Source organism: Mitsuaria sp. 7 (assembly GCF_001653795.1).
Lineage (GTDB): Bacteria > Pseudomonadota > Gammaproteobacteria > Burkholderiales > Burkholderiaceae_C > Roseateles.
The window spans coordinates 2,676,594-2,699,257 of the sequence record NZ_CP011514.1 but is presented as its reverse complement, the minus strand read 5'-3'; the positions used below and the strand labels follow the sequence as shown (position 1 = coordinate 2,699,257).

19 protein-coding genes and 1 other RNA gene are annotated in these 22,664 nt (G+C 67.6%); 5 read left to right on the top strand and 15 right to left on the bottom strand.

Translation table 11 applies throughout. From position 1 onward, the window contains the following. Nucleotides 1–3: 3 nt before the first annotated feature. The 3 genes from ABE85_RS11965 to ABE85_RS11955 form a co-directional block, all read right to left on the bottom strand. The gene (locus ABE85_RS11965; protein ID WP_067274466.1) at nucleotides 4–918 is read right to left on the bottom strand and encodes an intradiol ring-cleavage dioxygenase; all 915 of its coding nucleotides are present in this window, start codon (nucleotides 916–918) and stop codon (nucleotides 4–6) included. A gap of 110 nt (nucleotides 919–1,028) precedes the next feature. After that, complete coding sequence (msbA, locus tag ABE85_RS11960; protein WP_067274463.1) at nucleotides 1,029–2,834, bottom strand: lipid A export permease/ATP-binding protein MsbA; 1,806 nt, start codon at nucleotides 2,832–2,834, stop codon at nucleotides 1,029–1,031. Nucleotides 2,835–2,918: 84 nt separating this feature from the next. Continuing rightward, nucleotides 2,919–3,791, bottom strand: a complete 873-nt coding sequence (locus tag ABE85_RS11955; protein ID WP_067274450.1) for a hypothetical protein — start codon at nucleotides 3,789–3,791, stop codon at nucleotides 2,919–2,921. 121 nt (nucleotides 3,792–3,912) lie between these two features. Here ABE85_RS11955 and ABE85_RS11950 point away from each other — a divergent pair, with 121 nt between their 5' ends. Then, the gene (locus tag ABE85_RS11950) at nucleotides 3,913–5,046 is read left to right on the top strand and encodes a glycosyltransferase (protein ID WP_067274448.1); all 1,134 of its coding nucleotides are present in this window, start codon (nucleotides 3,913–3,915) and stop codon (nucleotides 5,044–5,046) included. 84 nt (nucleotides 5,047–5,130) lie between these two features. On the opposite strand, the gene ABE85_RS11945 is transcribed toward ABE85_RS11950, so the two are convergent. The 12 genes from ABE85_RS11945 to gyrA all read right to left on the bottom strand — a co-directional run bounded on the left by ABE85_RS11945 (nucleotide 5,131) and on the right by gyrA (nucleotide 19,614). Further along, entirely contained in the window at nucleotides 5,131–6,174 is a 1,044-nt protein-coding gene (locus ABE85_RS11945) for a glycosyltransferase family 2 protein (RefSeq protein WP_067274445.1), read from the bottom strand. Nucleotides 6,175–6,184: 10 nt separating this feature from the next. Continuing rightward, nucleotides 6,185–6,967 carry a glycosyltransferase gene (locus ABE85_RS11940; protein ID WP_157523050.1) on the bottom strand — a complete coding sequence of 261 codons (783 nt, stop codon included), beginning with the start codon at nucleotides 6,965–6,967 and terminating at the stop codon, nucleotides 6,185–6,187. Nucleotides 6,968–7,018: 51 nt separating this feature from the next. Beyond that, on the bottom strand, nucleotides 7,019–8,176 hold the full coding sequence (gene lapB / locus ABE85_RS11935) for a lipopolysaccharide assembly protein LapB (protein ID WP_067274438.1): 1,158 nt from the start codon (nucleotides 8,174–8,176) through the stop codon (nucleotides 7,019–7,021). Next, on the bottom strand, nucleotides 8,166–8,465 hold the full coding sequence (locus ABE85_RS11930) for a lipopolysaccharide assembly LapA domain-containing protein (RefSeq protein WP_067274435.1): 300 nt from the start codon (nucleotides 8,463–8,465) through the stop codon (nucleotides 8,166–8,168). The genes lapB and ABE85_RS11930 overlap by 11 nt, the downstream gene beginning before the upstream one ends. Before the next feature lie 149 nt (nucleotides 8,466–8,614). Beyond that, nucleotides 8,615–8,929, bottom strand: a complete 315-nt coding sequence (locus tag ABE85_RS11925; RefSeq protein WP_067282544.1) for an integration host factor subunit beta — start codon at nucleotides 8,927–8,929, stop codon at nucleotides 8,615–8,617. Between the two features lie 174 nt (nucleotides 8,930–9,103). After that, the gene (rpsA, locus tag ABE85_RS11920; RefSeq protein ID WP_067274432.1) at nucleotides 9,104–10,789 is read right to left on the bottom strand and encodes a 30S ribosomal protein S1; all 1,686 of its coding nucleotides are present in this window, start codon (nucleotides 10,787–10,789) and stop codon (nucleotides 9,104–9,106) included. A gap of 208 nt (nucleotides 10,790–10,997) precedes the next feature. Then, nucleotides 10,998–13,019: a bifunctional 3-phosphoshikimate 1-carboxyvinyltransferase/cytidylate kinase gene (locus tag ABE85_RS11915; RefSeq protein WP_067274429.1), complete on the bottom strand. Its 2,022-nt coding sequence runs from the start codon at nucleotides 13,017–13,019 to the stop codon at nucleotides 10,998–11,000. 55 nt (nucleotides 13,020–13,074) lie between these two features. Continuing rightward, a complete protein-coding gene (locus ABE85_RS11910) occupies nucleotides 13,075–13,965 on the bottom strand; it encodes a prephenate dehydrogenase/arogenate dehydrogenase family protein (protein WP_067274426.1) in 891 nt (296 codons plus the stop codon). Between the two features lie 33 nt (nucleotides 13,966–13,998). Then, on the bottom strand, nucleotides 13,999–15,159 hold the full coding sequence (gene pheA / locus ABE85_RS11905) for a prephenate dehydratase (RefSeq protein WP_082938555.1): 1,161 nt from the start codon (nucleotides 15,157–15,159) through the stop codon (nucleotides 13,999–14,001). Continuing rightward, nucleotides 15,152–16,279 (bottom strand): 3-phosphoserine/phosphohydroxythreonine transaminase, encoded by a 1,128-nt coding sequence (gene serC, locus ABE85_RS11900; RefSeq protein ID WP_067274423.1) that lies wholly within the window; start codon nucleotides 16,277–16,279, stop codon nucleotides 15,152–15,154. The genes pheA and serC overlap by 8 nt, the downstream gene beginning before the upstream one ends. Before the next feature lie 15 nt (nucleotides 16,280–16,294). Then, on the bottom strand, nucleotides 16,295–16,912 hold the full coding sequence (locus tag ABE85_RS11895; protein WP_197507305.1) for a DUF2059 domain-containing protein: 618 nt from the start codon (nucleotides 16,910–16,912) through the stop codon (nucleotides 16,295–16,297). Between the two features lie 5 nt (nucleotides 16,913–16,917). Beyond that, nucleotides 16,918–19,614: a DNA gyrase subunit A gene (gene gyrA / locus ABE85_RS11890; protein ID WP_067274419.1), complete on the bottom strand. Its 2,697-nt coding sequence runs from the start codon at nucleotides 19,612–19,614 to the stop codon at nucleotides 16,918–16,920. A 259-nt stretch (nucleotides 19,615–19,873) separates the two neighbouring features. Between gyrA and ompA the strand changes: the two genes are divergently transcribed. The 4 genes from ompA (at nucleotide 19,874) to ssrA (ending at nucleotide 22,604) form a co-directional block, all read left to right on the top strand. After that, entirely contained in the window at nucleotides 19,874–20,524 is a 651-nt protein-coding gene (ompA, locus tag ABE85_RS11885) for an outer membrane protein OmpA (RefSeq protein WP_067274416.1), read from the top strand. 172 nt (nucleotides 20,525–20,696) lie between these two features. Next, a complete protein-coding gene (gene ubiG / locus ABE85_RS11880) occupies nucleotides 20,697–21,398 on the top strand; it encodes a bifunctional 2-polyprenyl-6-hydroxyphenol methylase/3-demethylubiquinol 3-O-methyltransferase UbiG (protein ID WP_067274410.1) in 702 nt (233 codons plus the stop codon). Then, the gene (gph, locus tag ABE85_RS11875; protein ID WP_310732605.1) at nucleotides 21,395–22,114 is read left to right on the top strand and encodes a phosphoglycolate phosphatase; all 720 of its coding nucleotides are present in this window, start codon (nucleotides 21,395–21,397) and stop codon (nucleotides 22,112–22,114) included. The genes ubiG and gph overlap by 4 nt, the downstream gene beginning before the upstream one ends. 116 nt (nucleotides 22,115–22,230) lie before the next feature. Further along, nucleotides 22,231–22,604: a transfer-messenger RNA gene (gene ssrA, locus ABE85_RS11870) on the top strand. Nucleotides 22,605–22,664: the final 60 nt, after the last annotated feature.

Here is a 22,664-nt window from a genome sequence, read left to right as displayed (position 1 = left end):
CGGTCAGGCGGCGATGCCCACCGTCAGCGTCGCGGCATAACCGCTCGCGACATCGCCGGTGATCGTGGCCAGCTGCGTCGTGTAACCGTCGCTGAAGACGTTGTCGGAGGCGAAGCTGATGCGGTTGAAATTCGTCAGGCTGCTGCCGTAGCCCGAGGCGGTGCTGTAGACCGTGGAGCAGACCGCCGTGGGGAAAGCGATCTGCGAGGTCTTGATCTTGTTGGCGTACGAGGTCGCGGCGCCGGCGTTGCGGTAGACCTCGAAGTGCATGTGGGGCATGCGGCCGTCGTAGCAGCCGGGGAAGATGGTCGTGAAGGTGACGGTGCCGTCGCTGCCGGTGCTCTGCACGCCGCGCAGGTAGTTCTCGTTGACGACGCTGGCGCTGTAGAGGGAGTAGCGACCCTCGCGGTCGCAATGCCACAGGTAGATCGCGTAGCCGGACAGGTCGGTGCAACTGCTGCTCGCGTTCACCAGCTTCAGCGTGAGGGTCAGCGGCACGCCGCCGGCGGTGCCGCTCGCCGTACCGATGCTGGTGCGGATGTCGCTGCGCACGATGCCGCTCAGCGCCAGCACGTTGGCGGTCCCGCTGCCGTTGCTGTTGGAGCCGTCGCCGGGGTAGGGGCCGGCGGTCTCTTCCGGGATCACCGAGCAGCTCCCGGTCGAGCCCGTGGAGCCCGTCGATCCGGTGGAGCCCGTGGAGCCGCCCGTGCTCACCGTGCTCACTGTGCTTGTGCCCGCTTCGGAGCCGCCCCCACCGCAGCCCAGCAGGGTCAGGCCGCCGAGGCTGGCAACGCCCGCCAGCAGTCCGAGCGCGCGCCGGCGCTGCTGCAGCACGGCCAGGTCGTGCGCCAGACTTTGATCGTGGTCATGGCCGGCTTCGGTATCGGATTCGTGTGCGGTGTGGCGGTGAGGCTGCATGCGGCGCTCCTGAAGGGGATGCTCCGCATTGGACCGATCGGCCTTGTCGGTGGCTTATCGTCTTTGTGTCAGCGCTGACAAGCAGCCGCCCGGACCGCGGCGTCTCGCGATCAGTGCTGCACTTTCACCATGCCCGCGTAGACGCCGCCCTTGGCGACCAGTTCGTCGTGGTCGCCGGACTCGACGACCTGGCCGTCGGCCATCACCTGGATGCAGTCCGCGCGACGGATCGTCGACAGGCGGTGCGCGATCACGATCAGCGTCTTGCGGCCCTGCCATTGCTCCAAGGCCTGCTGCACGGCACGCTCGCTCTCGGTGTCCAGCGCCGAGGTCGCCTCGTCGAAGATCCATACCGGCGCGTCCTTGTACAGCGCGCGCGCGATCGCCAGCCGCTGGCGCTGACCGCCGGACAGCTTGCTGCCGTTCGCTCCGACGGTCGTGTCCAGGCCTTCGGGCAGCCCCTGCGCGAAGTCCCACAGCGCCGCGGCGCGCAAGGCCTGCTCCAGCTTCGCGTCGTCGCGCGTCTGGCCGTAGGCGATGTTGTCCGCCACCGAGGCGTCGAACAGCACGATGTCCTGCGACACGACCGCGAACTGGCGTCTCAGGTTGGCCTTCGTCAGCTCGTCGATGGAGACGCCGTCCAGCAGGATGCGGCCGCTGTCCGGACGCTCGAAGCCCAGCAGCAGGTTGACCACCGAGCTCTTGCCCGCGCCCGAGCTGCCCACCAGCGCGGTGGTCTTGCCCGCCGGGATGTGCAGTTGCAGCGCGGCGAGCGCGTCGCGGTTCGCGCCCGGATAACGCAGCGTGACCTGCTCCAACGCGATGTCGCCGCGCACGTCGGTCAATTCGCGCGTGCCGGTGTCGGGCTCGGCGGGGGTGTCCAGCAGCCCGATGCAGCCGCGCGCGACCACGAGCGCGTTCGTGATGGGCTGCATCACGTCGCTCAGGTGCCGCAGCCGCGAGCTCATCAGCAGCAGCGCGGCGACGAAGGCCGCGAAGTCGCCCACGCCGGTGCCGTTCACCCGTGACTGGTAGAGCGCCAGGCTCACGATGACCGAGATGCCGATGCTGGCCATCAACTGCGAGAGCGGCTGCGCCATCGCGTTCGACGCCGCCGTCTTCAGCGAGCTGCGCTGCACCTCGCGCGCGCGGTCGGCGAAGCGGCGCGTCTCGTAGTCGGCCGCGTCGAAGCTGCGCACCACGCGCCAGGCGCGGGTGACGTCCTCGACGACGGAGACCAGCCGCAGCTGCGCGTCATAGGCCCAGGTGCCCATGCGCCGCACGCGCTTGTTGACCTTGCGCACCACGAAGGCCAGCCCCGGCACCGTGATCAGCGACAGCAGCGTCAGCTTCCAGTTGATGAAGAACAGGTAGCCCATCAAGGCCAGCGCCGGCAGTCCGTCGCGCAGGATGGTGACCAGCGCGCCGGCGATCAGCGTCACGACATGCTGCGGATCGTTGACGACCTTGGTGACCGCGGTGGCCGGCTGCAGGCTCGTGTAGACGCGGGCGTCGGCGCGCAGCAGCACCTGCAGCAGCGCGGCGCGCAGGTCCATGACGGTGCGCGAGATCGTCCAGTTCAGCATGTACTGGCCGCAGAAGCTGAACAGGCCGCGCAGCGCGAACAGGCCGATCAGCACGATGGGGACCATCCAGATCGGGAAGCTGTACTGGACGTGCATGTCCGGCACCGCCGCGCCGCCCGGCAGCGTGGTCGCCGCGGCGCTCTTGCCCTGGAAGCCCTCGCCGAGCGCGAAGCCCAGCAGTTGCGGGATCAGCGGTTCGGTCAGCGCCACCAGCACGAAGGAGATCACCGACAGCAGCAGCCCCCAGCGGTGCGGCTTCATGAAGCGCCACAGGCGGCTCGCGGTGGGAGCGAGCGAATCGTTGTCTTTGGCGGAGGCTTGGTCGGTCATGGCGCAGGTCGGCGCCGCGCGCGATGCGCCGGCCCCGGCCAGGGGATCGATGGGAGGAAGCGGGGATTGTGCCGGAGTCGCGGCTCAGCTCGATGCATCGAGCCAGGCCGTGACGACGCGCGCGGCGCGGCGCTTCCAGCGGATCCACTTGTTGGGTGTCTCCCGCTGCACGAAGGTGCGGTGGTACCACGGGCCGTTCACGAGCTGCGGCGCTTCGCGCGCGATCAGGTCCATGCTGGCCTGGCGCAGGATCTGTCGTTCCTCCCACGCGGTGCGGCCGTTGCGGTAGACCTTGCCGCCGCTCGTCACCGGGCGGCGGTGGCTGGCCATCACCGCGTCCAGCAGCGCCGTGCGGGTCTGGCCGCGCAGCTGCTGCAGGGTCGGGATGAGGAAACGGTCCAGCCCCCAGGACGAGACGTTGTCCTGGTAGTGCGCGCGCGCCGCCATGAACAGGTCGCCGCGGTAGAAGGGCATCATCACCTCGACCCAGTCGACCTCGCGGTAGAGGCGGTTGGGCTGATGGCGCATCCACTGGTGCGAGTAAGGACTGTCGTGGCTCAGCGAGGGCGAGAACACGTCCAGCCGCTCGGCACGCCCCAGGTGCAGCGTGGTGTTGATCTGGCTGACGGACAACAGGATGTCGTCGTCGATCACGCCGACGTACTCGGGCCAGGGACTTGATCCGGCGTTCTCCGCAGTGGTGCCGAGGTGCTCCGCCAGGTGCTTGAAGATCTCGCCCTTGCACTCGGTCTTCGCGGACAGCACCGTCGTGGGCTGGCCGCGCAGGATGCGCGGGCCGGGGGCCTGCCGGCCGGTGTAGTCGAACAGGATCCAGTCGAATTCCGGCACGGTGTCCAGGTGGACCAGGCTCAGCGGTTCGCTGGTGCCGTCCCAGGACACCAGCACGACGGGACGCCGGATCGCGGGAGGCGTCCGGTCTTCGGAGTAAACGCTCATCCCGCCATTATGTTGGCGCGGCGAGGGGCCCCACGCTGCCGCGCCGCGGCAACGACGAACCTCCTGCGGCGGGCGGCCGTACCTCGCCAGTAACCGAACGTGCCCCGAATACACTGCCGCGATGTCTGAGATTTCCTCGAGCACGTCGCCGTCGCCCGGGCGTCGCCGCGTGCTGCACTTCGTGACCGGCGGCTTCTCCGGCGCCACGCAGGTGGCGGTGGATCTGTGCCTGGCGCAGCTGAAGAGCGACCGCATCGAACCCATCCTCGTGCTGCGCCGCAAGATGCGCACCGAGAACGCCACCAAGCTGGCCCGCATCCAGGCGCTGCGCGAGCAGGGCTTGCCGGTGTACGTCGTGCCCGGCTGGGCGCACCTGGCGACGATCTGGGCGCTGCGTCGCCTCTGCATGCAGCTGCACCCCGACGTGCTGATGGCGCATGGCTTCCCCGAACACCTGCTCGGCCGTCGCGCCGGGCGACTGGCCGGCGTGCCGGTGCTGGTGCAGGTCGAGCACAACTCGCGCGAGCGCTACACCCGCTGCAAGCGCGCGCAGGCGCGTCGGCTGAGCGGGTTCAGCGCGAAGCTGGTCGGGGTGTCGGAGGGCGTCCGACAACGCCTCGTCGCGCTGGGCATGCCGGAGGAGAAGACCACGGCGATCCCGAACGGCATCCGCCTCGACCGCTTCGCGACGGCCGACGAGCATCCGGTCGACCGTCGCGAGCCCGGCATCGTCATGTCGGCCCGCTTCGCACGGCAGAAGGATCCTCAGACGCTGATCCGGGCGCTGGCGCTGCTGCGCGAGCGCGGGCTGCAGCCGGTGCTGCACCTGGCCGGCGGCGGCAAGGAGGCCTATCGGCGCGCCACGGAGCGCCTGACGCGGCAGCTCGGTCTCGGCGACCAGGTGCGCTTCCTGGGGCATCACGGCGACATCCCGGGTCTGCTGATGAGCCAGCGGATCTTCGTGCTGTCGACGCATTGGGAAGGCATGCCGCTGGCGCTGCTGGAGGCGATGGCAGCGGGCTGCGCCTGCGTCGCGTCGCTGGTGCCCGGCGTCGAAGGCGTGATCGAGGACGGCCGCACCGGCCTGCTCGTGCCGGCCGCGGATCCGGAGGCGCTGGCCGGTGCGCTGGAGCGGCTGCTGCGGGATCCCGCGCTGGCCGGACGGCTCGGCTCGGCGGCGCGCGCACGGGCGATCGAGGAGCACGGCGTCGACCTGATGATGCGGCGCTACGAGGACATGCTGCTGGCGCTCTGATCTGGGAGCGTCACCTGGGGGCCGGCATCGTCCGGCCCGGCGCCGGCGTGACCGTCCGCATGACCGCCCGCGTGATCGTCCGCTTCAGGCCGTGGCGGCGCTGCGCTGGTCCTCGGCCCGACGCAGCCAGTAGCGCAGGCGCATCGCACGCATGAACCAGCCTCGGCGCTTGTAGGCGCGATCGAGTTCGCGCAGCGGGATCGGCGACGCTTCCTCGAAGGCCTGGCGGAACATCGCCACCCGGTCCGCGCAGCCCTCGGGTTGCGCCTTGTCGGCCATGCGCGAGGCGCCGATGAAGTTGCGCGCCGCGAAGTGCGCCCAGGCGAAACGCGCCGCGTCGTCCAGCGGCGCGGCCAGGGCCGCGTCGCGCAGGTTGGCCAGCGCGTGGGCCAGATGCTCCGCCTTCGTCATGTTGGGCGTGCTGAGGATGGAGCCGGCCCGCTGGCGGTAGGCCACCCAGACTTCCGGCTCGTACCAGGAACTCTCCGCGAGCAGCGCCAGCAGGGGCGTGGTCGCCATGTCCTCGAAGTAGCGGCCGACCGGGAAGCGCACCTGCTCGCCCCAGACGCTGCGCCGCGCGATCTTGGACCAGCTGTGCATCTGGCCGGCCTCGAACAGCCCGCGGATCAAGGGTGACGGGTCGCGCAGCAGCTGGCGCTCCGGACCGGCGAAGGTGCGCCGGTGCAGCTCGCCGCGCAGCCGGTGCTTGAGCTTCGTCCGCTCGCGCAGCATGAAGAAGTCGCACAGCACCAGCGCCGGCGCGTGACCCTGGACGATCTGGCGCAGCCGCGGGATCGCGCCGGGCATCAGGTAGTCGTCGGAATCGAGGAACCAGACGTACTCGCCGCGGGCCTCCTGCAGCATCGTGTTGCGCGCGCCGGACAGCCCCTGGTTCTGCTCATGGAAGAGCCCCCGCACGCGCACCGGACCGCCGGCATGGGCCGTGACCAGCGAGCGCACGAGTTCGTCGGAGCCGTCGGTGGAGCAGTCGTCCACCATCAGCACCTCGACGCCCGCATCGGCCTGCGCCAGCACCGAGTCCAGGCATTCGCGCAGGTAGTCCTTGACGTTGTGCACGGGGATGAGCACGGACAGCCAGGGGGACGCCGACGGAAGGGAATGGCTCATGATGCGTGGCTCACTCGTGCCAGTGGTCGGCGATCCACGGCGCGGGCTTGGGCCGGCGCCAGTTGCCGTTGCTGCGACCGGCCAGCGCGTCGGGCGGATTCATCACGCCGTGGAAGATCAGGATGCGCGCGCCGTCGGGGATGAAGGGCGCCTGGAAGTAGTTCATCGGCCAGCGCGGGATGCTGTGGTATTTGAAGCTGGCGCACCAGCGGTCGTCCCAGTACTTCAGCAGGCCCTTGCGGTGCATCTCGTCGGACAGGTAGGCCTGCTCGTTGCGGACCTGCTTCCGGATGGTGTCGAACTCGCGCCGGAACTTGGCCAGCACCTCAGGGTGCGCGCCCAGCGTGAAGCGGTAGACCGAGGAGTTGCCGGTGATGCGCCAGGGGCGCTTCCAGTCATGGATGATGAGGAACTCGCCGGGCTCCTCGAAGAAGGGCGTGATGTCGTCGACGATCACCACGTCGAGGTCGAGGAACAGCGCCGTGCCGCGCAGGCCGTACTTCTGCACCAGGTCGTCGCTGAAGGTCGTCAGCTTGGTCCAGCCGCGCTCGGGGCTGCCGGGCGGCAGGTCCAGCGGCGGGATCGGCAGGCATTCGACCTCGGCCCGCACGCCTTCGCCGCGATCGGTCAGGCAGACGAAGCGGAAGTCGCCGCGCAGATGCCGGCGCACCATCGCGTACAGGCGGTTGACGTACTCGGGACCGTACTTCGTGCCCCACTTCATGCAGAGGATGACGCGGCCGGCGGACGCGGGGTCAGTCCTTGCCGGCGTGCCGGCCGTCGTGCCGGTCATCGCGGCGGTGGCCGGGCCTGGTGCGGCGCTCATCGGGGTGTTCATCGGCAGTCAGAGCTCTTCGACGTGGCGGGGCGGATAGCTGTCCCAGCTGAGGCAGCCCGGGCATTGCCAGAAATAGTGCTGCGACTCGAAGCCGCAGGCGGCGCAGCGGTAGCGCTGCAGCGGCCGCACGGCGCGTTGCAGCGCGGTGCCGACCAGTTGGGCCTCGTCGTCATTGAGCGGCTGCTGGCGCGCCTGGCTCTGCTGCAGCAGCTGCGTCGCGGCCGACAGCGCCGGCTCGACGCGCAGGTGGTCGGTCAGGCGGCGGCGTTGCGCCTCGGGCGCGGGCTCCAGCAGCGCGATGGCCTGGAGCAGCGCCATGCTCGGATGGCGACGGTACTGGGCCTCGATCAGCGCGAGCGCCTGCGCCACCGTGCCGGTGGCCTGCGCGCCCTGCGCGTAGTCGCGCGCGACGAGGTTGAAGGCGTCGGGATTGGTGCTCAGCAGATCCCCGTAGAGGCCCATCGCGCCGGTCTGGTCGCCCTGGCGGGCCAGCATCTGGCCCAGCAGCACGTAGGCGCGCGCGGATTGCGGCGCGCGCTCGCGGGCCTGGTCCAGCCAGCGGCGGGCCTGCGGCTCGTCCTGGCGGGCCTGCGCCTCGAGCGCCAGCTCGCACCAGTAGTTGGCGATGCGGCTCGCGAAGCTGCCGGTGCCGGCGGCCTCGAGCTGCTCGGAGACGTCGGCCGCCTTCGCCCATTCGCGCGAACGCTCGTACAGGGACAGCAGCGCCAGTGCCGCGTCGTGGTCGAAGCTCGTGCCCTTGAGCGCCTCGTAGGCGGACTCGGCACGGTCGAACAGCCCGGCCTTGAAGAAGTCCTGCGCCAGCGCGTACTGCGCGCGGTCGCGCTCGGACTTCGGCAGGTCGCCGCGCGACAGCAGATGCTGGTGCACGCGCACGGCGCGCTCGTACTCGCCGCGGCGGCGGAACAGGTTGCCCAGCGCGAAGTGCAGCTCGGACGTGTCGGGATCGGCCTGCACCGCTTCGATGAAGGCGTCGATGGCCTTGTCCTGCTGCTCGTTCAGCAGCAGGTTCAGGCCCTTGAAGTAGGCGCGCGGCGCATCGCGCTGTTCGCGCTTCCATTGGCGGGCGTCGAGCTTCGAGGCCAGCCAGCCCAGTCCGAAAACCAGGGGCACGCCGATCAGCAGCCAGCTGAGATCAAATTCCATCGGGGATCTTGGGGTCGTTGGCGGTCGCGGTCGCCGTAGGAGGCGGGAGGTCGTCCGCCGGGGGCAACGAGCGGGCGGCGGCGCGCTTGTGGCGCCACCAGGCCGGGACCATCGCCAGCACGCCGAAGGCGCAGCCCATCCCGAAGGTGAGCAGCACCACGATCACCAGCGGAGACCGCCATGACTGGCCGAAGAACCAGTGCACGACGACCTCCTGGCTGTTGTTCAGCGCGAAGGCGAAGAGACAGAAGAACAGGAATGCTCTGAAGAGCCAGACCAGGATTCGCATGGGGGGCGATTCTAGGCGCGTGCGGAGTACGCCATGACCGATGGCAGGGCGAGTTAACCCCTGAATACATTCGGCAAACCGGGGACGAAAAAAAAGCGCCGCGGATCGCGGCGCCTTGGTCGGTGCTTCAGTGCGTGTTCGCCTGCGGCTCAGGCGGCCTGCTGGTCGTCGTCGGTGACGGGCAGTTGCGCGTCGACGGCCTCGCGCAGGGCCTTGCCCGGCTTGAAGTGGGGCACCAGCTTCTCGGGGATCAGCACCTGTTCGCCGCTGCGCGGGTTGCGGCCCATGCGGGGCGGACGGCGGTTGATCGAGAAGCTCCCGAAGCCGCGGATCTCGATGCGGTGGCCACGGGCCAGCGCGTCGGACATCGCGTCCAGGATGGTCTTGACCGCGAACTCGGTGTCTCGTTGCGTGAGCTGGCCGAAGCGCTCGGACAAGTGGGCCACCAGGTCGGATCGGGTCATGGTTGTCGGCATCTGAAGAAAAACAGGCTCGCCTTGGAGCGAGCCTGTCGAAGCGCTTGTGCGTCGAATTGGCGTCTGGGAAGACAGGCTAACTCAGCCCGCCTGCAGCCAGAACAAGGGATTCTCTTGAGACCGGACGCGACGCTTGCGCGCCACGCCCGATGTTCAAGAAGATCAGCCGTTGTTCTGGTTGTCCAGCTTGGCGCGCAGCAGGGCGCCCAGGCTGGTCGTGCCGGCGTTTTCACGCTCGTTCGACTGCGACAGGCGCTGCATGGCTTGCTGCTCGTCGGCGTTGTCCTTGGCCTTGATCGACAGCTGGATGCTGCGCGACTTGCGGTCGACGTTGACGATCACGGCGGAGACTTCGTCGCCTTCCTTCAGCACGTTGCGGGCATCTTCCACGCGGTCGCGGCCGATTTCCGAAGCACGCAGGTAGCCGGTGACTTCCTCGCCCAGGTCGATCTCGGCGCCACGGGCGTCGACGGTCTTGACCTTGCCGGTCACGATCATGCCGCGGTCGTTGACCGAGACGAAGGTCGTGAACGGATCGCCGTCCAGCTGCTTGATGCCCAGCGAGATGCGCTCGCGCTCGACGTCCACGGCCAGCACGATGGCGTCGACTTCCTGGCCCTTCTTGTAGTTGCGGACGGCGGTTTCACCCGGCTCGTTCCACGACAGGTCGGACAGGTGCACCAGGCCGTCGATGCCCTGGGCCAGGCCCACGAACACGCCGAAGTCGGTGATCGACTTGATCGGGCCCTTGACGCGGTCGCCGCGCTTGACGTTCTCGGCGAACTCTTCCCACGGGTTGGCGCGGCACTGCTTCATGCCCAGCGAGATGCGACGCTTGTCTTCGTCGATCTCCAGGACCATGACTTCCACTTCGTCGCCCAGCGAGACGACCTTGGAAGGCGCGACGTTCTTGTTGGTCCAGTCCATTTCGGAGACGTGCACCAGGCCTTCGATGCCGGGTTCGATCTCGACGAACGCGCCGTAGTCGGCGATGTTCGTGACCTTGCCGAACAGGCGGGTGTTGGCCGGGTAGCGGCGCGACACGCCGAACCACGGGTCGTCGCCCAGCTGCTTCAGGCCCAGCGAGACGCGGTTCTTCTCGGCGTCGAACTTCAGGACCTTGGCGGTCAGCTCTTGACCCACCGTCACCACTTCGCTCGGGTGACGGACACGGCGCCAGGCCATGTCGGTGATGTGCAGCAGGCCGTCGATGCCGCCCAGGTCCACGAACGCACCGTACTCGGTGATGTTCTTGACCACGCCGTTGACGATGGCGCCTTCGGTCAGCGTTTCCAGCAGCTTGGCGCGCTCTTCACCCATCGACGCCTCGACCACCGCGCGACGCGACAGCACAACGTTGTTGCGCTTGCGGTCCAGCTTGATGACCTTGAACTCCATGGTCTTGCCCTCGAACGGGCTCATGTCCTTCACCGGGCGGGTGTCGAGCAGCGAACCGGGCAGGAAGGCGCGGATGCCGTTGACCAGGACGGTCAGGCCGCCCTTGACCTTGCCGGAGACGGTGCCGGTCACGAACTCGCCGGATTCCAGCGCGTTCTCCAGCGACAGCCACGAGGCCAGGCGCTTGGCCTTGTCACGCGACAGGATGGTGTCGCCGTAGCCGTTCTCGATGGCGTCGATCGCCACCGAGATGAAATCGCCGACCTGGACTTCGACTTCGCCCTGGTCGTTCTTGAACTCTTCGACCGGCACGTAGGCTTCCGACTTCAGGCCGGCGTTCACCACCACGAAGTTGTGCTCGATGCGGACGACTTCAGCCGAGATCACTTCGCCAGTGCGCATGTTTGCGCGCTGCAGCGACTCCTCGAACATGGCGGCGAAAGATTCCATTTGGGACATGTGAGATTTCCTTGCCAGGCACAGAGCGTCCGGCGGCTTGAGCGCTGAAGAGCGATTCAGGCTGCCTGATCCGAGAGGTGCGCGGGCGTGTGTTGCAAGCGGACTTGCGGGTTAGGTTGTAGAACACGTCACCCCCAGTGGACTGACGTCCGGAGGGAGGGGTGACGCTCTGTCTTGCGGAGGATCCGGACCGCGAGGGTCAGGCCTTGAACGGACGCCGTTCGTTCCACCAGCTCAACACCAGATCACGGGATTCCCCGATGGTCTGCTGCGAGTTGTCCAGCTCGATCGCGTCCGCGGCGGCCTGGAGCGGAGACGCACTGCGACCTTTGTCGCGAGCGTCCCGCGCCTCAAGATCAGCGCGCAAGCCCTCGATACTAGCCGAAATGCCCTTGGAAATCAATTGCTTGTAGCGCCGCTCGGCCCGCGTGGCGGCGCTGGCGGTCAGGAAGACTTTCAGCGGCGCGGCGGGGAAGATCGCGGTGCCCATGTCCCGTCCGTCGGCCACCAGCCCGGGCAGGCGGCGGAAGTCGAGCTGCAGCTGATGCAGCGCGCGGCGGACCGCCGGATGGGCGCCGACCTGCGAGGCCATCAGACCGGTGGCTTCCTGGCGGAGGTCGCCGGAGACGTCTTCGTCATCGAGCAGCACGCGACCGGATTCGAACTTCAGGTCCAGCGTCGGGACCACGGCGGCCACGGCCTCGCCGTCGTCCAGGGAAATGCCCTTGCGCGAGGCCGCCAGGCCGGTCACCCGGTACAGCGCCCCCGAGTCCAGCACGTCGTAGCCCAGGGCCTGGGCGACCTCGTCCGTCAGCGTGCCCTTGCCGGAGGCGGTGGGGCCGTCGATGGTGATGACGGGGATGTCCTCGACGTTCGCGCGGACCACGCCGAACAACGTCTCGAAGTAGTCTGGGAAGGTCTTGGCGACGCATTGCGGATCGAGGATGCGCACCGGCACGGCCGGGCCTTGCTGGTCATCCTGCAGACCGTTGAACGTGGCCAGCGAGAAACACATCGCCACACGATGGTCGTCGTAGGTGTGGATGGCGGCGGGCTTCCAGGCCTTCAGCGGGTGGACACGCAGCCAGTCGGGGCCTTCCTCGACCTGTGCGCCGAGTTTGCCGAGTTCCGCCACCATCGCGGCGATGCGGTCGGTTTCCTTCACGCGCCACGAGGCGATGTTGCGCAGCGTCGTCGGGCCGTCGGCGTAGAGCGCCATCACGGCCAGCGTCATCGCGGCGTCGGGGATGTGGTTGCAATCGAGGTCCAGCGCCTTCAGCGGCCAGGCGCCGCGGCGGACCTCGAGCCAGTTCGGGCCGATCTCGACGCGCGCGCCCATCGCCTGGGCGGCCTCGACGAAGCGGACGTCGCCCTGGACCGACGTCGAGCCCACGCCCTCGATGCGCACCGGCGCGTCCGTGGCCGCGATCGCACCGAGCGCGACGAAATAGGAGGCCGACGACGCGTCGCCCTCGACGTGCACCTCGCCCGGCGAGCGGTAGCGGCTGCCGGCGGGGATCACGAAGCGCTGCCAATCGTCGTCGCGGCGGACATTCACGCCGAAGCGCGCCAGCAGTTCCAGTGTGATGTGGACGTAGGGCTTGGAGATCAGTTCGCCGGTGACTTCGATGACGATGTCGTTCGCCGCGACGAGCGGCAGCGCCAGCAGCAGCGCGGTCAGGAACTGGCTGGACACGTCGCCGCGCACGCGCACGGGCGCGTCAAGCGTCAATGTCGTCGGCCCGCTCAGGCGCAGCGGCGGATAACCTTCCTGCCCCAGGCAATCGATGGTGCAGCCCAGCGCCCGCAACGCGTCGACGAGGTCACCGATCGGACGCTCATGCATGCGGGGCACGCCGGAGAGCTCGAACGCGCCGCCCTGCGTCGCGGCCAGCAGCGCCAGCGCCGCCGTCAGCGGACGCATCGCCGTGCCGGCGTTGCCGAGGAAGAGCTTGGCTTCCTTCGTCCGCAGCGTGCCGCCGATGCCGGTCACCGACAGCACGCCGTCGGCATCCGTCTCAAGCCGGCAGCCGAGCTCGCGCAGCGCGGCGAGCATGACCTTGGTGTCGTCCGAATCCAGCAGGTCGTGCACGCGCGTCACGCCGTCGGACAGTCCGGCCAGCAGCAGCACGCGGTTCGAGATGCTCTTGGAGCCGGGCAGCGACACGGTGCCGGCGGCGCCGCGCAGCGGGGGCAGGTCCAGGAAGGGGATCTTGTACATGGCGCTGTCCGCGCACGCGCAGGCGTGCCGGCGGAGAAAGAGGAGAAGGAGAGGGCTACTTGGACTTCGACGAGGACGGCGCGGGTGCGCCCAGCTGCCACTGTGCTCTGCCCTCGGAGGCCTGGCGGATCATCGCCTCCAGCGCGTGGGTGTCCCCCTCGCGGATGGCCTGTTCCATCTGGTCGAGCACTTCGCGGAAGCGTTGCGACTGCGTGAGCAGGTCCTGCTTGTTGGCCACCAGGATGTCGCGCCAGATCGTGGGATCACTCGCGGCGATGCGGGTGAAATCGCGGAAGCCGGGGCCGGCCAAGCTCAGGAAGTCGCGGCCCGACGGCTGCTTCTGCACCGAGCTGAAGTAGGCGTAGGCGAGCAGGTGCGGCAGGTGGCTGACCGCGGCGAAGGCCTCGTCGTGGTGGTGCGGCGCCATCTTGAGCACCTGGCAGCCCAGCGCGGACCAGAGGTCCGTCGCCTTCTGCACCATCTCCGGCTTGGTCTGTTCCAGCGGCGTCAGGATGACCTGGCGACCCTGGTACAGCGCCGCGTCGGCGTGCTGCACGCCGGCGCTCTCCTTGCCGGCGATCGGGTGCGCGGGCACGAAGCTGGAGAACTGCTTGCCCAGCGCGCGCTTGGCGGCGTCGACCACGTCGCTCTTGGTCGAACCCACGTCCATCAGCAGCACGTCCGCGCGCACCAGGTGGCGGATCGCCTTCAGCGTCGACTCCGTGGCGGCGACCGGCACGGCCACCAGCACGATGTCCGAGCCGGACACAGCCAGCAGCGCCGACTCCGCGGCGATGTCGATCACGCCCATGCGACGGGCGGTCTCAGTCGTCGACGGGCTCTTGCTGTAGCCGACCACCCGGCGCACGAGGCCGGCTTTCTTCATGGCCAGCGCAAACGATCCGCCCATCAGGCCGCAACCGATCACGCCGAGTTGGTTGTACATCGCGAGAAACCTCTTTCGCTCAGGACGTCAGCGTCAGGACTTCAGCGGGTAGGCGCCGATGACCTTGTAGAACGCGCACAGCTCCCGCAACTCCGCCAGTGCGGCCGCGACATGCGGCTGCGACGGGTGGCCGTCCAGGTCGATGTAGAAGTAGTACTCCCACTGACCGGTGCGGGCCGGGCGCGATTCCAGGCGTGTCATCGACACGCCATGCTTCTTCAAAGGAACCAGCAGATCATGCATCGCGCCGGGGCGGTTCGCCACGGAGACGATGAGGCTGGTGCAGTCCCGCCCCGTGGCCGGGGGGGTGGCCATGGTCTGCGGCAGGCAGATCACGGCGAAACGGGTCCGGTTGTACGCCTCGTCCTGCACCGCGTGCGCGGTGATGTGCAGGCCGAAGAGCGTGGCCGCGCGCTCGCTGGCGATCGCGGCGTAGGCCGGGTTCTCGGCGGCCAGCCGGGCGCCTTCGGCGTTGCTGGAGACGGCGCGGCGTTCGGCGTTGGGCAGGTGCTTGGACAGCCAGTTCTGGCACTGCGCCAGCGCCTGGGGGTGGGCCAGCACGGCCTCCACGCCCTCGAGCGTGTTCTCCTTGCGCAGCAGGTTGTGGCGGATCAGCAGGCTGACCTCGCCGACCACGTGCGTGGGCGTGTGCAGGAAGAGGTCAAGCGAGCGCGTCACCACGCCCTCGGTCATGTTTTCGACGCCGACCACGCCGTACTGCGCGCTGCCGGAGGCGGTCGCGTGGAAGACCTCGTCGAAGCTGTTGCAGTAGATGAGGTCGGCCGCACCGCCGAAGTATTCGATCGCGGCCTGCTCGCAGAAGGTGCCGAACGGGCCCAGCACGGCGACGCGCTGCGGCGACTCCAGCGCGAGGCAGGCGGACATGATCTCGCGCCAGATCGCGGCGACATGCTCGCCCTTCAGCGGACCGGGGTTGGCGGTCTTGATCTTGGCGATGACCTGCGCGACGCGGTCGGGACGGAAGAAGGGCGTGCCGTCGCGGCGCTTGATCTCGCCGACCTGCTCGGCGACGTGGGCGCGCTGGTTCAGCAGCGTCAGCAGCTGCGAGTCGAGCGCGTCGATCTGGTCGCGCAGCGCGAGCAGTTCGGGATCGGCCACCGGCGCGGGAGGCACCGGAGCGCCCGCCAGATCGATGGGCTCGACCGGATCGGAAGGGGACGGCGTGTCAGCCATGTCGGGTCTCGAAGTCTTGGAGGTGGCTCACCAGGGCTTGTACGCCCTCCAGCGGCATCGCGTTGTAGATCGATGCCCGCATGCCGCCCACCGACTTGTGGCCTTTGAGTTGCAGCAGTCCGCGTTCCTTGGCGCCGGCCAGGAAGGCGTCGTTCAGACGCTCGTCGCGGAGGAAGAACGGAACGTTCATCCGCGAGCGGCAATGCGCCGCCACGCGGTTTTCATAGAGGGAGGAGCCGTCCAGCGCCTGGTAGAGCAGGGCGGCCTTGTCGATGTTGCGTTGCTCGATCGCGGCGAGGCCGGTCTTGCCGGCGTACTCGAAGCGCTTGAGCCATTGGAAGACCAGGCCGGCGACGTAGATGCCGAAGGTCGGCGGCGTGTTGTACATCGACTCCGCGTCGGCCACGATCTTGTAGTCGAAGGCGGACGGGCAGATCGGCAAGGCATGGCCCAGCAGGTCCTCGCGGACGATGACCAGCGTCAGGCCGGCCGGACCGATGTTCTTCTGCGCGCCGGCGAAGGCGATGCCGACCTTCGGCCAGTCCACGGAGCGCGAGGCCACATGCGACGAGAAGTCGATCGCCAGCGGGGCGTCGCAGCCCAGCGCCTTCAGGTCGGGCAGGGTCTGGAATTCGATGCCGTCGATCGTCTCGTTGCTGCAGACGTGGACGTACGCGGCGTCCTTGCGCAGCCGCCAGGTCGACGGATCGGGGATGTCGAGGTAGCGGCCGCCGGCGCTGTCCAGTTCGGCAGCGTTGGCGGCGATCTTCACGTCGGCGTAGCGCTTCGCTTCACCGGCGCTCTTCTTGGACCACGAGCCAGTGACGACCACGTCGACGGCGCCGCCGCGCGACAGGTTCAACGGCAGGATGGCGTTCTCGCCGAGGCCGCCGCCCTGCATGAACAGGATGCGGAAGTTCGCCGGGACTTGCAGCAGTTCGCGCAGGTCCGCTTCGGCGGCTTCATAGATCGAGATGAATTCGCGGCCGCGATGGCTCATCTCCATGACGCTCATGCCGGAGCCGTGCCAGTCGAGCATCTCTTCCGCGACCAGGCTCAGGACCTCGGGAGGGAGCGCGGCGGGACCGGCAGAGAAGTTGAACGGGCGGACAGCGGGCATGAGCGTGTGGGCGCTTTACTTCTTGGGCGTGGTCGCCGGCTTGTTGGTGTTCAGCTTCGGTGCCGAGGCGGCGCCCGACGGCGGCGGCCCCGCTTCCAGGCCGAGCTGCTTGGCGATGTTCTGCTGCAGCGCGGTGAACTTCTCGTCGAGCTGCTTGCCGTTGTCGTCGATCAGCTTCTTCGTGTAGAGGCTCTGCAGTTCTCCCGAGGACTCGGCGAACTTCTTGCTCACCGGCGATTCGAGCCAGGCCAGCAGCTGCTTGAGCTCGTCCTCGGTGAACTTCTCGTCCAGCGCCACGCCCATCGTCGAGGGGGCCAGCTTGGTGCCCTTGTCGACCAGCGGCTTGGCGTTGTCTTCCAGGAACTTGCGCAGGTCGGCGTCGATCTGCTTGGCGGTGGCTTCGCGCTTGGCTTCGGGCACGTTGCGCAGCGCGGGCGCGGCCTTGGCGGCCAGCTCGTTGACCGGGCGGCTCAGCACGCCCATGGTCAGCGCCTCGATCGCGGGCTGCTGGATCTTGAGGATCTTCGCGATGACATCCTTCTTGGACTGCGGGCTGTCAGCCTTCTGCGCGAAGACGACGGGGCTCGCCAGCAGCGAGGCGGCGATGGCGCCGGCTTGGATGGACTTCAGCAACAAGGTCATTCCTTCACGTCGGGGGTGGAGTCACCGGCGGCGCCCGTGGCGTCTCCGGCATCGGAACCGTCGGCGCCGGTGGCGTCCGCGTCGGTCGATTCTGTCGGTTCGATCGATTCAACCGCATCGTTCTCCACGATGCGCTGCAGGCCCGAGAGCTTCGCGCCCTCGTCCAGCGAGATCAGCGTCACGCCCTGCGTGGCGCGACCCAGCTCGCGGATCTCGGCAACCCGCGTGCGCACCAGCACGCCGGTGTCCGTGATCAGCATGATCTCGTCTTCCGGCCGGACCAGCGTCGCGGCCACGACCTTGCCGTTGCGCTCGCTCTGCTGGATGGCGATCATGCCCTTCGTGCCGCGGCCGTGGCGCGTGTATTCGGCGATGTTGGTGCGCTTGCCGTACCCGTTCTCGGTCGCGGTCAGCACGCTCTGCGTCTCGTCCTCGGCCACCAGCATCGCGATCAGGCGCTGGTCGGGCTCGAGCATCATGCCGCGCACGCCGCGGGCCTGGCGGCCCATCGGGCGGACGTCGTCCTCGTCGAAGCGCACCGCCTTGCCGCCGTCAGAGAACAGCATCACGTCATGCTGGCCGTCGGTCAGCGCGGCGCCGATCAGGTAGTCGCCCTCGTCCAGGTCGACCGAGATGATGCCGGCCTTGCGCGGGTTGCTGAAGTCCTTCAGCGAGGTCTTCTTGACCGTGCCCAGCGCCGTGGCGAAGAAGATGAAGTGGTCTTCCGGGAAGGTGCGGAACTCGCCGGTCAGCGGCAGGATGACGTTGATCTTCTCTTCCGGCTGCAGCGGGAACATGTTGACGATCGGCTTGCCGCGCGCATTGCGCGAGCCTTGCGGCACTTCCCAGACCTTGAGCCAGTACACGCGGCCCCGGTTGCTGAAGCACAGCATCCAGTCGTGCGTGTTGGCGATGAAGAGCTGGTCGATCCAGTCGTCGTCCTTGGTGGCGGTGGCCTGCTTGCCGCGGCCGCCGCGACGCTGCGCGCGGTACTCGCTCAGCGCCTGGCTCTTGATGTAGCCGGTGTGCGAGAGCGTCACCACCATGTCGGTCGGCGTGATCAGGTCCTCGGTGCCGAGTTCCTGCGCGTTGTGCTCGATCACGCTGCGGCGCGCGCCCAGCTTGGTCTGGCCGAATTCCTGGCGGACCGAGGCCAGCTCGTCGCCGATGATGGTCGTCACGCGGGCGGGCGTGGCCAGGATGTCGAGCAGGTCGGCGATCTGGGCCATCACGTCGCGGTATTCGCCGACGATCTTGTCCTGCTCCAGTCCGGTCAGGCGTTGCAGACGCATCTGCAGGATCTCGCCGGCCTGGTCATCGGACAGCTTGTAGAGGCCGTCGTCCTGCATGCCGTACTGCGCGGGCAGGCCTTCCGGACGGTAGGCGTTGCGGCCGCCGGCGGCTTCGGTCTCGGCGCGCGACAGCATCTCGCGCACCAGCGACGAATCCCAGGCGCGGGCCATCAGCTCGGCCTTGGCGACCGGCGGGCTGGGGCTGCGCTTGATGATCTCGATGAAGTCGTCGATGTTGGCCAGCGCGACGGCCAGGCCTTCCAGCACGTGGCCGCGCTCGCGGGCCTTGCGCAGTTCGAAGACGGTGCGGCGGGTGACGACCTCGCGGCGGTGCTCCAGGAAGACCGTGATCAGGTCCTTCAGGTTGCACAGCTTGGGCTGACCGTCGATCAGCGCCACCATGTTCATGCCGAAGCTGTCCTGCAGCTGCGTCTGCTTGTACAGGTTGTTCAGCACGACTTCCGGGACCTCGCCGCGCTTGAGCTCGATCACCACGCGCATCCCGTCCTTGTCGGACTCGTCCTGGATGTGGCTGATGCCCTCGATCTTCTTTTCCTGGACCAGCTCGGCGATGCGCTCGAGCAGGGTCTTCTTGTTCACCTGGTAGGGGATCTCGTCGACGATGATCGCCTGTCGCTGGCCGCGGTCGATGTCCTCGAAATGGACCTTGGCGCGCATCACGACCTTGCCGCGGCCGGTGCGGTAGCCCTCGCGCACGCCGCTCAGGCCGTAGATGATCCCGGAGGTGGGGAAGTCGGGCGCCGGGATGATCTCCATCAGCTCGTCGATCGAGCAGTCCGGGTTCTTCAGCGCATGCAGGCAGGCGTCGACCGACTCGTTCAGGTTGTGCGGCGGGATATTCGTCGCCATGCCGACCGCAATACCGGACGATCCGTTGATCAGCAGATTCGGCAGGCGGGCCGGCAATACCAGCGGTTCTTTCTCGCTGCCATCGTAGTTCGGACCGTAATCGACGGTTTCCTTGTCGATATCGGCCAGCATTTCATGGGCGATTTTCGACAACCGGATTTCGGTGTATCGCATGGCCGCGGCGTTGTCGCCGTCGATCGAGCCGAAATTGCCCTGGCCGTCCACCAGCATGTGGCGCAGCGAGAAGTCCTGCGCCAGCCGCACGATGGTGTCGTACACGGCGCTGTCGCCGTGCGGGTGGTATTTACCGATGACGTCGCCGACGATACGGGCCGACTTCTTGTAGGGCCGGTTCCAGTCGTTGTTGAGCTCGTGCATCGCGAAGAGCACGCGCCGGTGCACCGGCTTGAGGCCGTCGCGGGCGTCTGGCAGCGCGCGGCCGACGATCACGCTCATCGCGTAGTCGAGGTAGGAGCGGCGCATCTCCTCCTCGAGGCTGATCGGCAGGGTTTCCTTGGCGAACTGGGTCATGCGCGTGGGGCGCGCAGGGAACTGCGCGGCCTCTGGAGAGATCGGAAGACGGTGATTCTAATTGCGCGCGCTTGTCGTGCTTCTGCAACAGCTTCATGAACGGAAGTCCCGGCTGCCGTGAGAATGCAGACGTCCTGTTGCCCTATGGCACAATCGGTTCGTCCCTAGGAGAAACCCTTGGTCAGGGAGACTCCTGAGGTTTTAGTTCCGACATTGGACGTTTCGCAGGGCAACTGCGGCTTTCCTTGAGAGGAGAATCATGAAGAAATTGAACCGCGTGGCAGCGCTCTTCGCTGTCGCCGCCGTCGCCACCTCGGGCGCTATGGCCCAAACCGTGGATAACTGGCGCGCTACCGATGGCACCGTTTGGAAGAACGGTACCAACGAACTGTGCTGGCGCGATGCTTTCTGGACCCCGGCCACGGCTGCCAAGGACTGCGACGGCGCGCTGAAGCCGGTGGTCGCGCAGGCTCCGGCGGCCCAGCCTGAGAAGGCGCCGGAAGCCAAGCCGGCGGCTCCTGCCGTCGTGCCGGTGCCGGTGGCACCGACCAGCGAAAAGGTCACCTACGCCGCTGACGCCTTCTTCGACTTCGACAAGTCGACCCTGAAGCCGGAAGCCAAGGCCAAGCTGGATGACCTGGTCTCCAAGACCGGTGGCATCAACCTGGAAGTGATCATTGCCGTGGGTCACACCGACGGCATCGGTTCCGACGCCTACAACCAGAAGCTGTCGGTTCAGCGTGCTGAATCGGTCAAGTCCTACCTGGTGTCCAAGGGTCTGGAAAAGAACCGCGTCTACACCGAAGGCAAGGGCAAGAAGCAGCCTATCGCCGACAACAAGACCGCGGAAGGCCGCGCCAAGAACCGCCGCGTCGAAATCGAAGTGGTCGGTACTCGCGCCGTCAAGTAAGCGACGATGCGATGGCGACTCCGGTCGCCATCCGACAAACCCCGCCAGCCGTCAGGCTCGCGGGGTTTTTTCATTCCCGTGTCACGTGGGTGGCGCCCGGGAGGGGGCATGGCATCGGCAATCTGCGCGATCTCGGGTATTGCCGCGGCGCTGCTCGGCTACCATTGCGACCATGGCGAATGTCGATGCAAAAGAGCTCGAGAAGTTCAGCGAGCTGGCCCACCGCTGGTGGGATACCGAAAGTGAATTCAAGCCGCTGCACCAGATCAATCCCTTGAGATTGAACTGGATCGACGGGTTGTGCAGCCTGCAAGGCAAGACGGCGCTCGACGTCGGCTGCGGCGGCGGCATCCTGACCGATGCCATGGCGCGCAAGGGCGCGAACGTCCTGGGCATCGACCTGGCGACGAAGTCCTTGCGCGTGGCCGAGCTGCACGCGATGGAGGCGGGCACCGAGAACGTCGCCTACCAGGAGATCGCGGTCGAGGAGCTGGCTGCGCAGCGGCCCGCGTCCTTCGATGTCGTGACCTGCATGGAGATGCTGGAACACGTGCCGGATCCTGCGTCGGTGGTGACCGCACTGGGGCAACTGGTGAAGCCGGGTGGATGGGTTTTCCTGTCGACCCTGAACCGCAACGCCAAGTCCTTCCTCTTCGCGATCGTCGGGGCTGAATACGTGCTGCGCATGCTGCCGGCCGGCACGCACGAATACGCACGTTTCATCCGTCCGTCGGAGCTGGCGCAGATGTGCCGCGACGCGGGTCTGGAAGTGCAGGGCGCCAAGGGGCTGACCTTCAATCCGATCACGCAGCGGTATGCATTGAACGCGGACACCGACGTGAACTACCTGCTGGCCTGCCGCCGTCCCGCATGAACACGGTGATGCTGAATGCGCCGGTCGATGCGCCGGTCGATGCGCCGGTGCGCACGACGATCCGGACGGTGCTGTTCGATCTCGACGGCACGCTGGTGGACAGCGCCCCTGATCTGGCGGGCGCGACCAACGAGATGCTGGTGGCACGCGGTCTGCCCGAAGTCCCGTTCGAGCGGCTGCGTCCGATGGTCGGCACGGGTGCGCGCGGCATGATGGGCGTGGCCTTCGGCGTGTCCCCGATGGAGAGGTCGTTCCCCGCGCTGCGCGACGAATTCTTCGATCGATATGAGCAGCGCCTGCTGCGCTCCACCTTCCCGTTCAATGGCGTCGCCGAGATGCTGCAGTCGCTGAAGGACGACAGCCTGAGCTGGGGCATCGTGACCAACAAGTCCGAGCGTTTCGCGCTGCCGTTGACGCGGGGTCTCGGCTGGGACGTGCAAGCCGCGGCGGTCATCGGTGGCGACACGACGCCGCACAGCAAGCCGCACCCTGCGCCCTTGCTCGAAGCAGCGCGCCGTGCCGGCGTGTCTGCGCAGGAATGCATCTATGTCGGTGACGATGCGCGCGACATCGTGGCGGGTCGCGCGGCGGGCATGCTCACGGTGGCGGTGCGTTGGGGTTACCTCGGCGATGGCGAGCCCATCGAGGCCTGGGGGGCGGACGTGGTGCTGGAGACGCCGTCGCAACTGATCGAGTGGCTGCGCGCATCGCGTTGAGCGTGTGCTTGTCGGGTGACACACGCCTGTCGAACTTCAGCGCCTATTTTTGTAGAGTCGCTCGGACATGGCTCTTGAAGTCCCGGCGGCAGGCATAATGTGAGACTTCTCTCTCTGGGGCCGACCTGGTTTCGACGTGGGTACGGATTTGGAGTAGGGCATGCCGAGGGCCAGGCACCTCGTAAATCCATCTGGAACAAACCAACTGCGAACGATAACACGTACGCTCTCGCGGCTTAAACCCCGCGGACCTCTCACCGGTTGGCCAATGGGCCGGGTGATGGGACGCAAGTCCTGACACAGAGAGGTTATACACATTGGCTGGCTGTTATCCGGGCACCTTGGATGATGGCGAGATTTAGGGTGCTGGCCCGTCCGGTAGCGTGCTCCTGCGCGACCGGGTAGGTGAGAACCAAATCAGAGAGCTAAGCATGTAGAACTGCCCGATGAAGGCTTGCGGACGCGGGTTCAATTCCCGCCGGCTCCACCATCTTCCTGAAAGGGCCCGGACGTTTCGTCCGGGCCCTTTTTCTTTTTTGCGCGCGTGGTC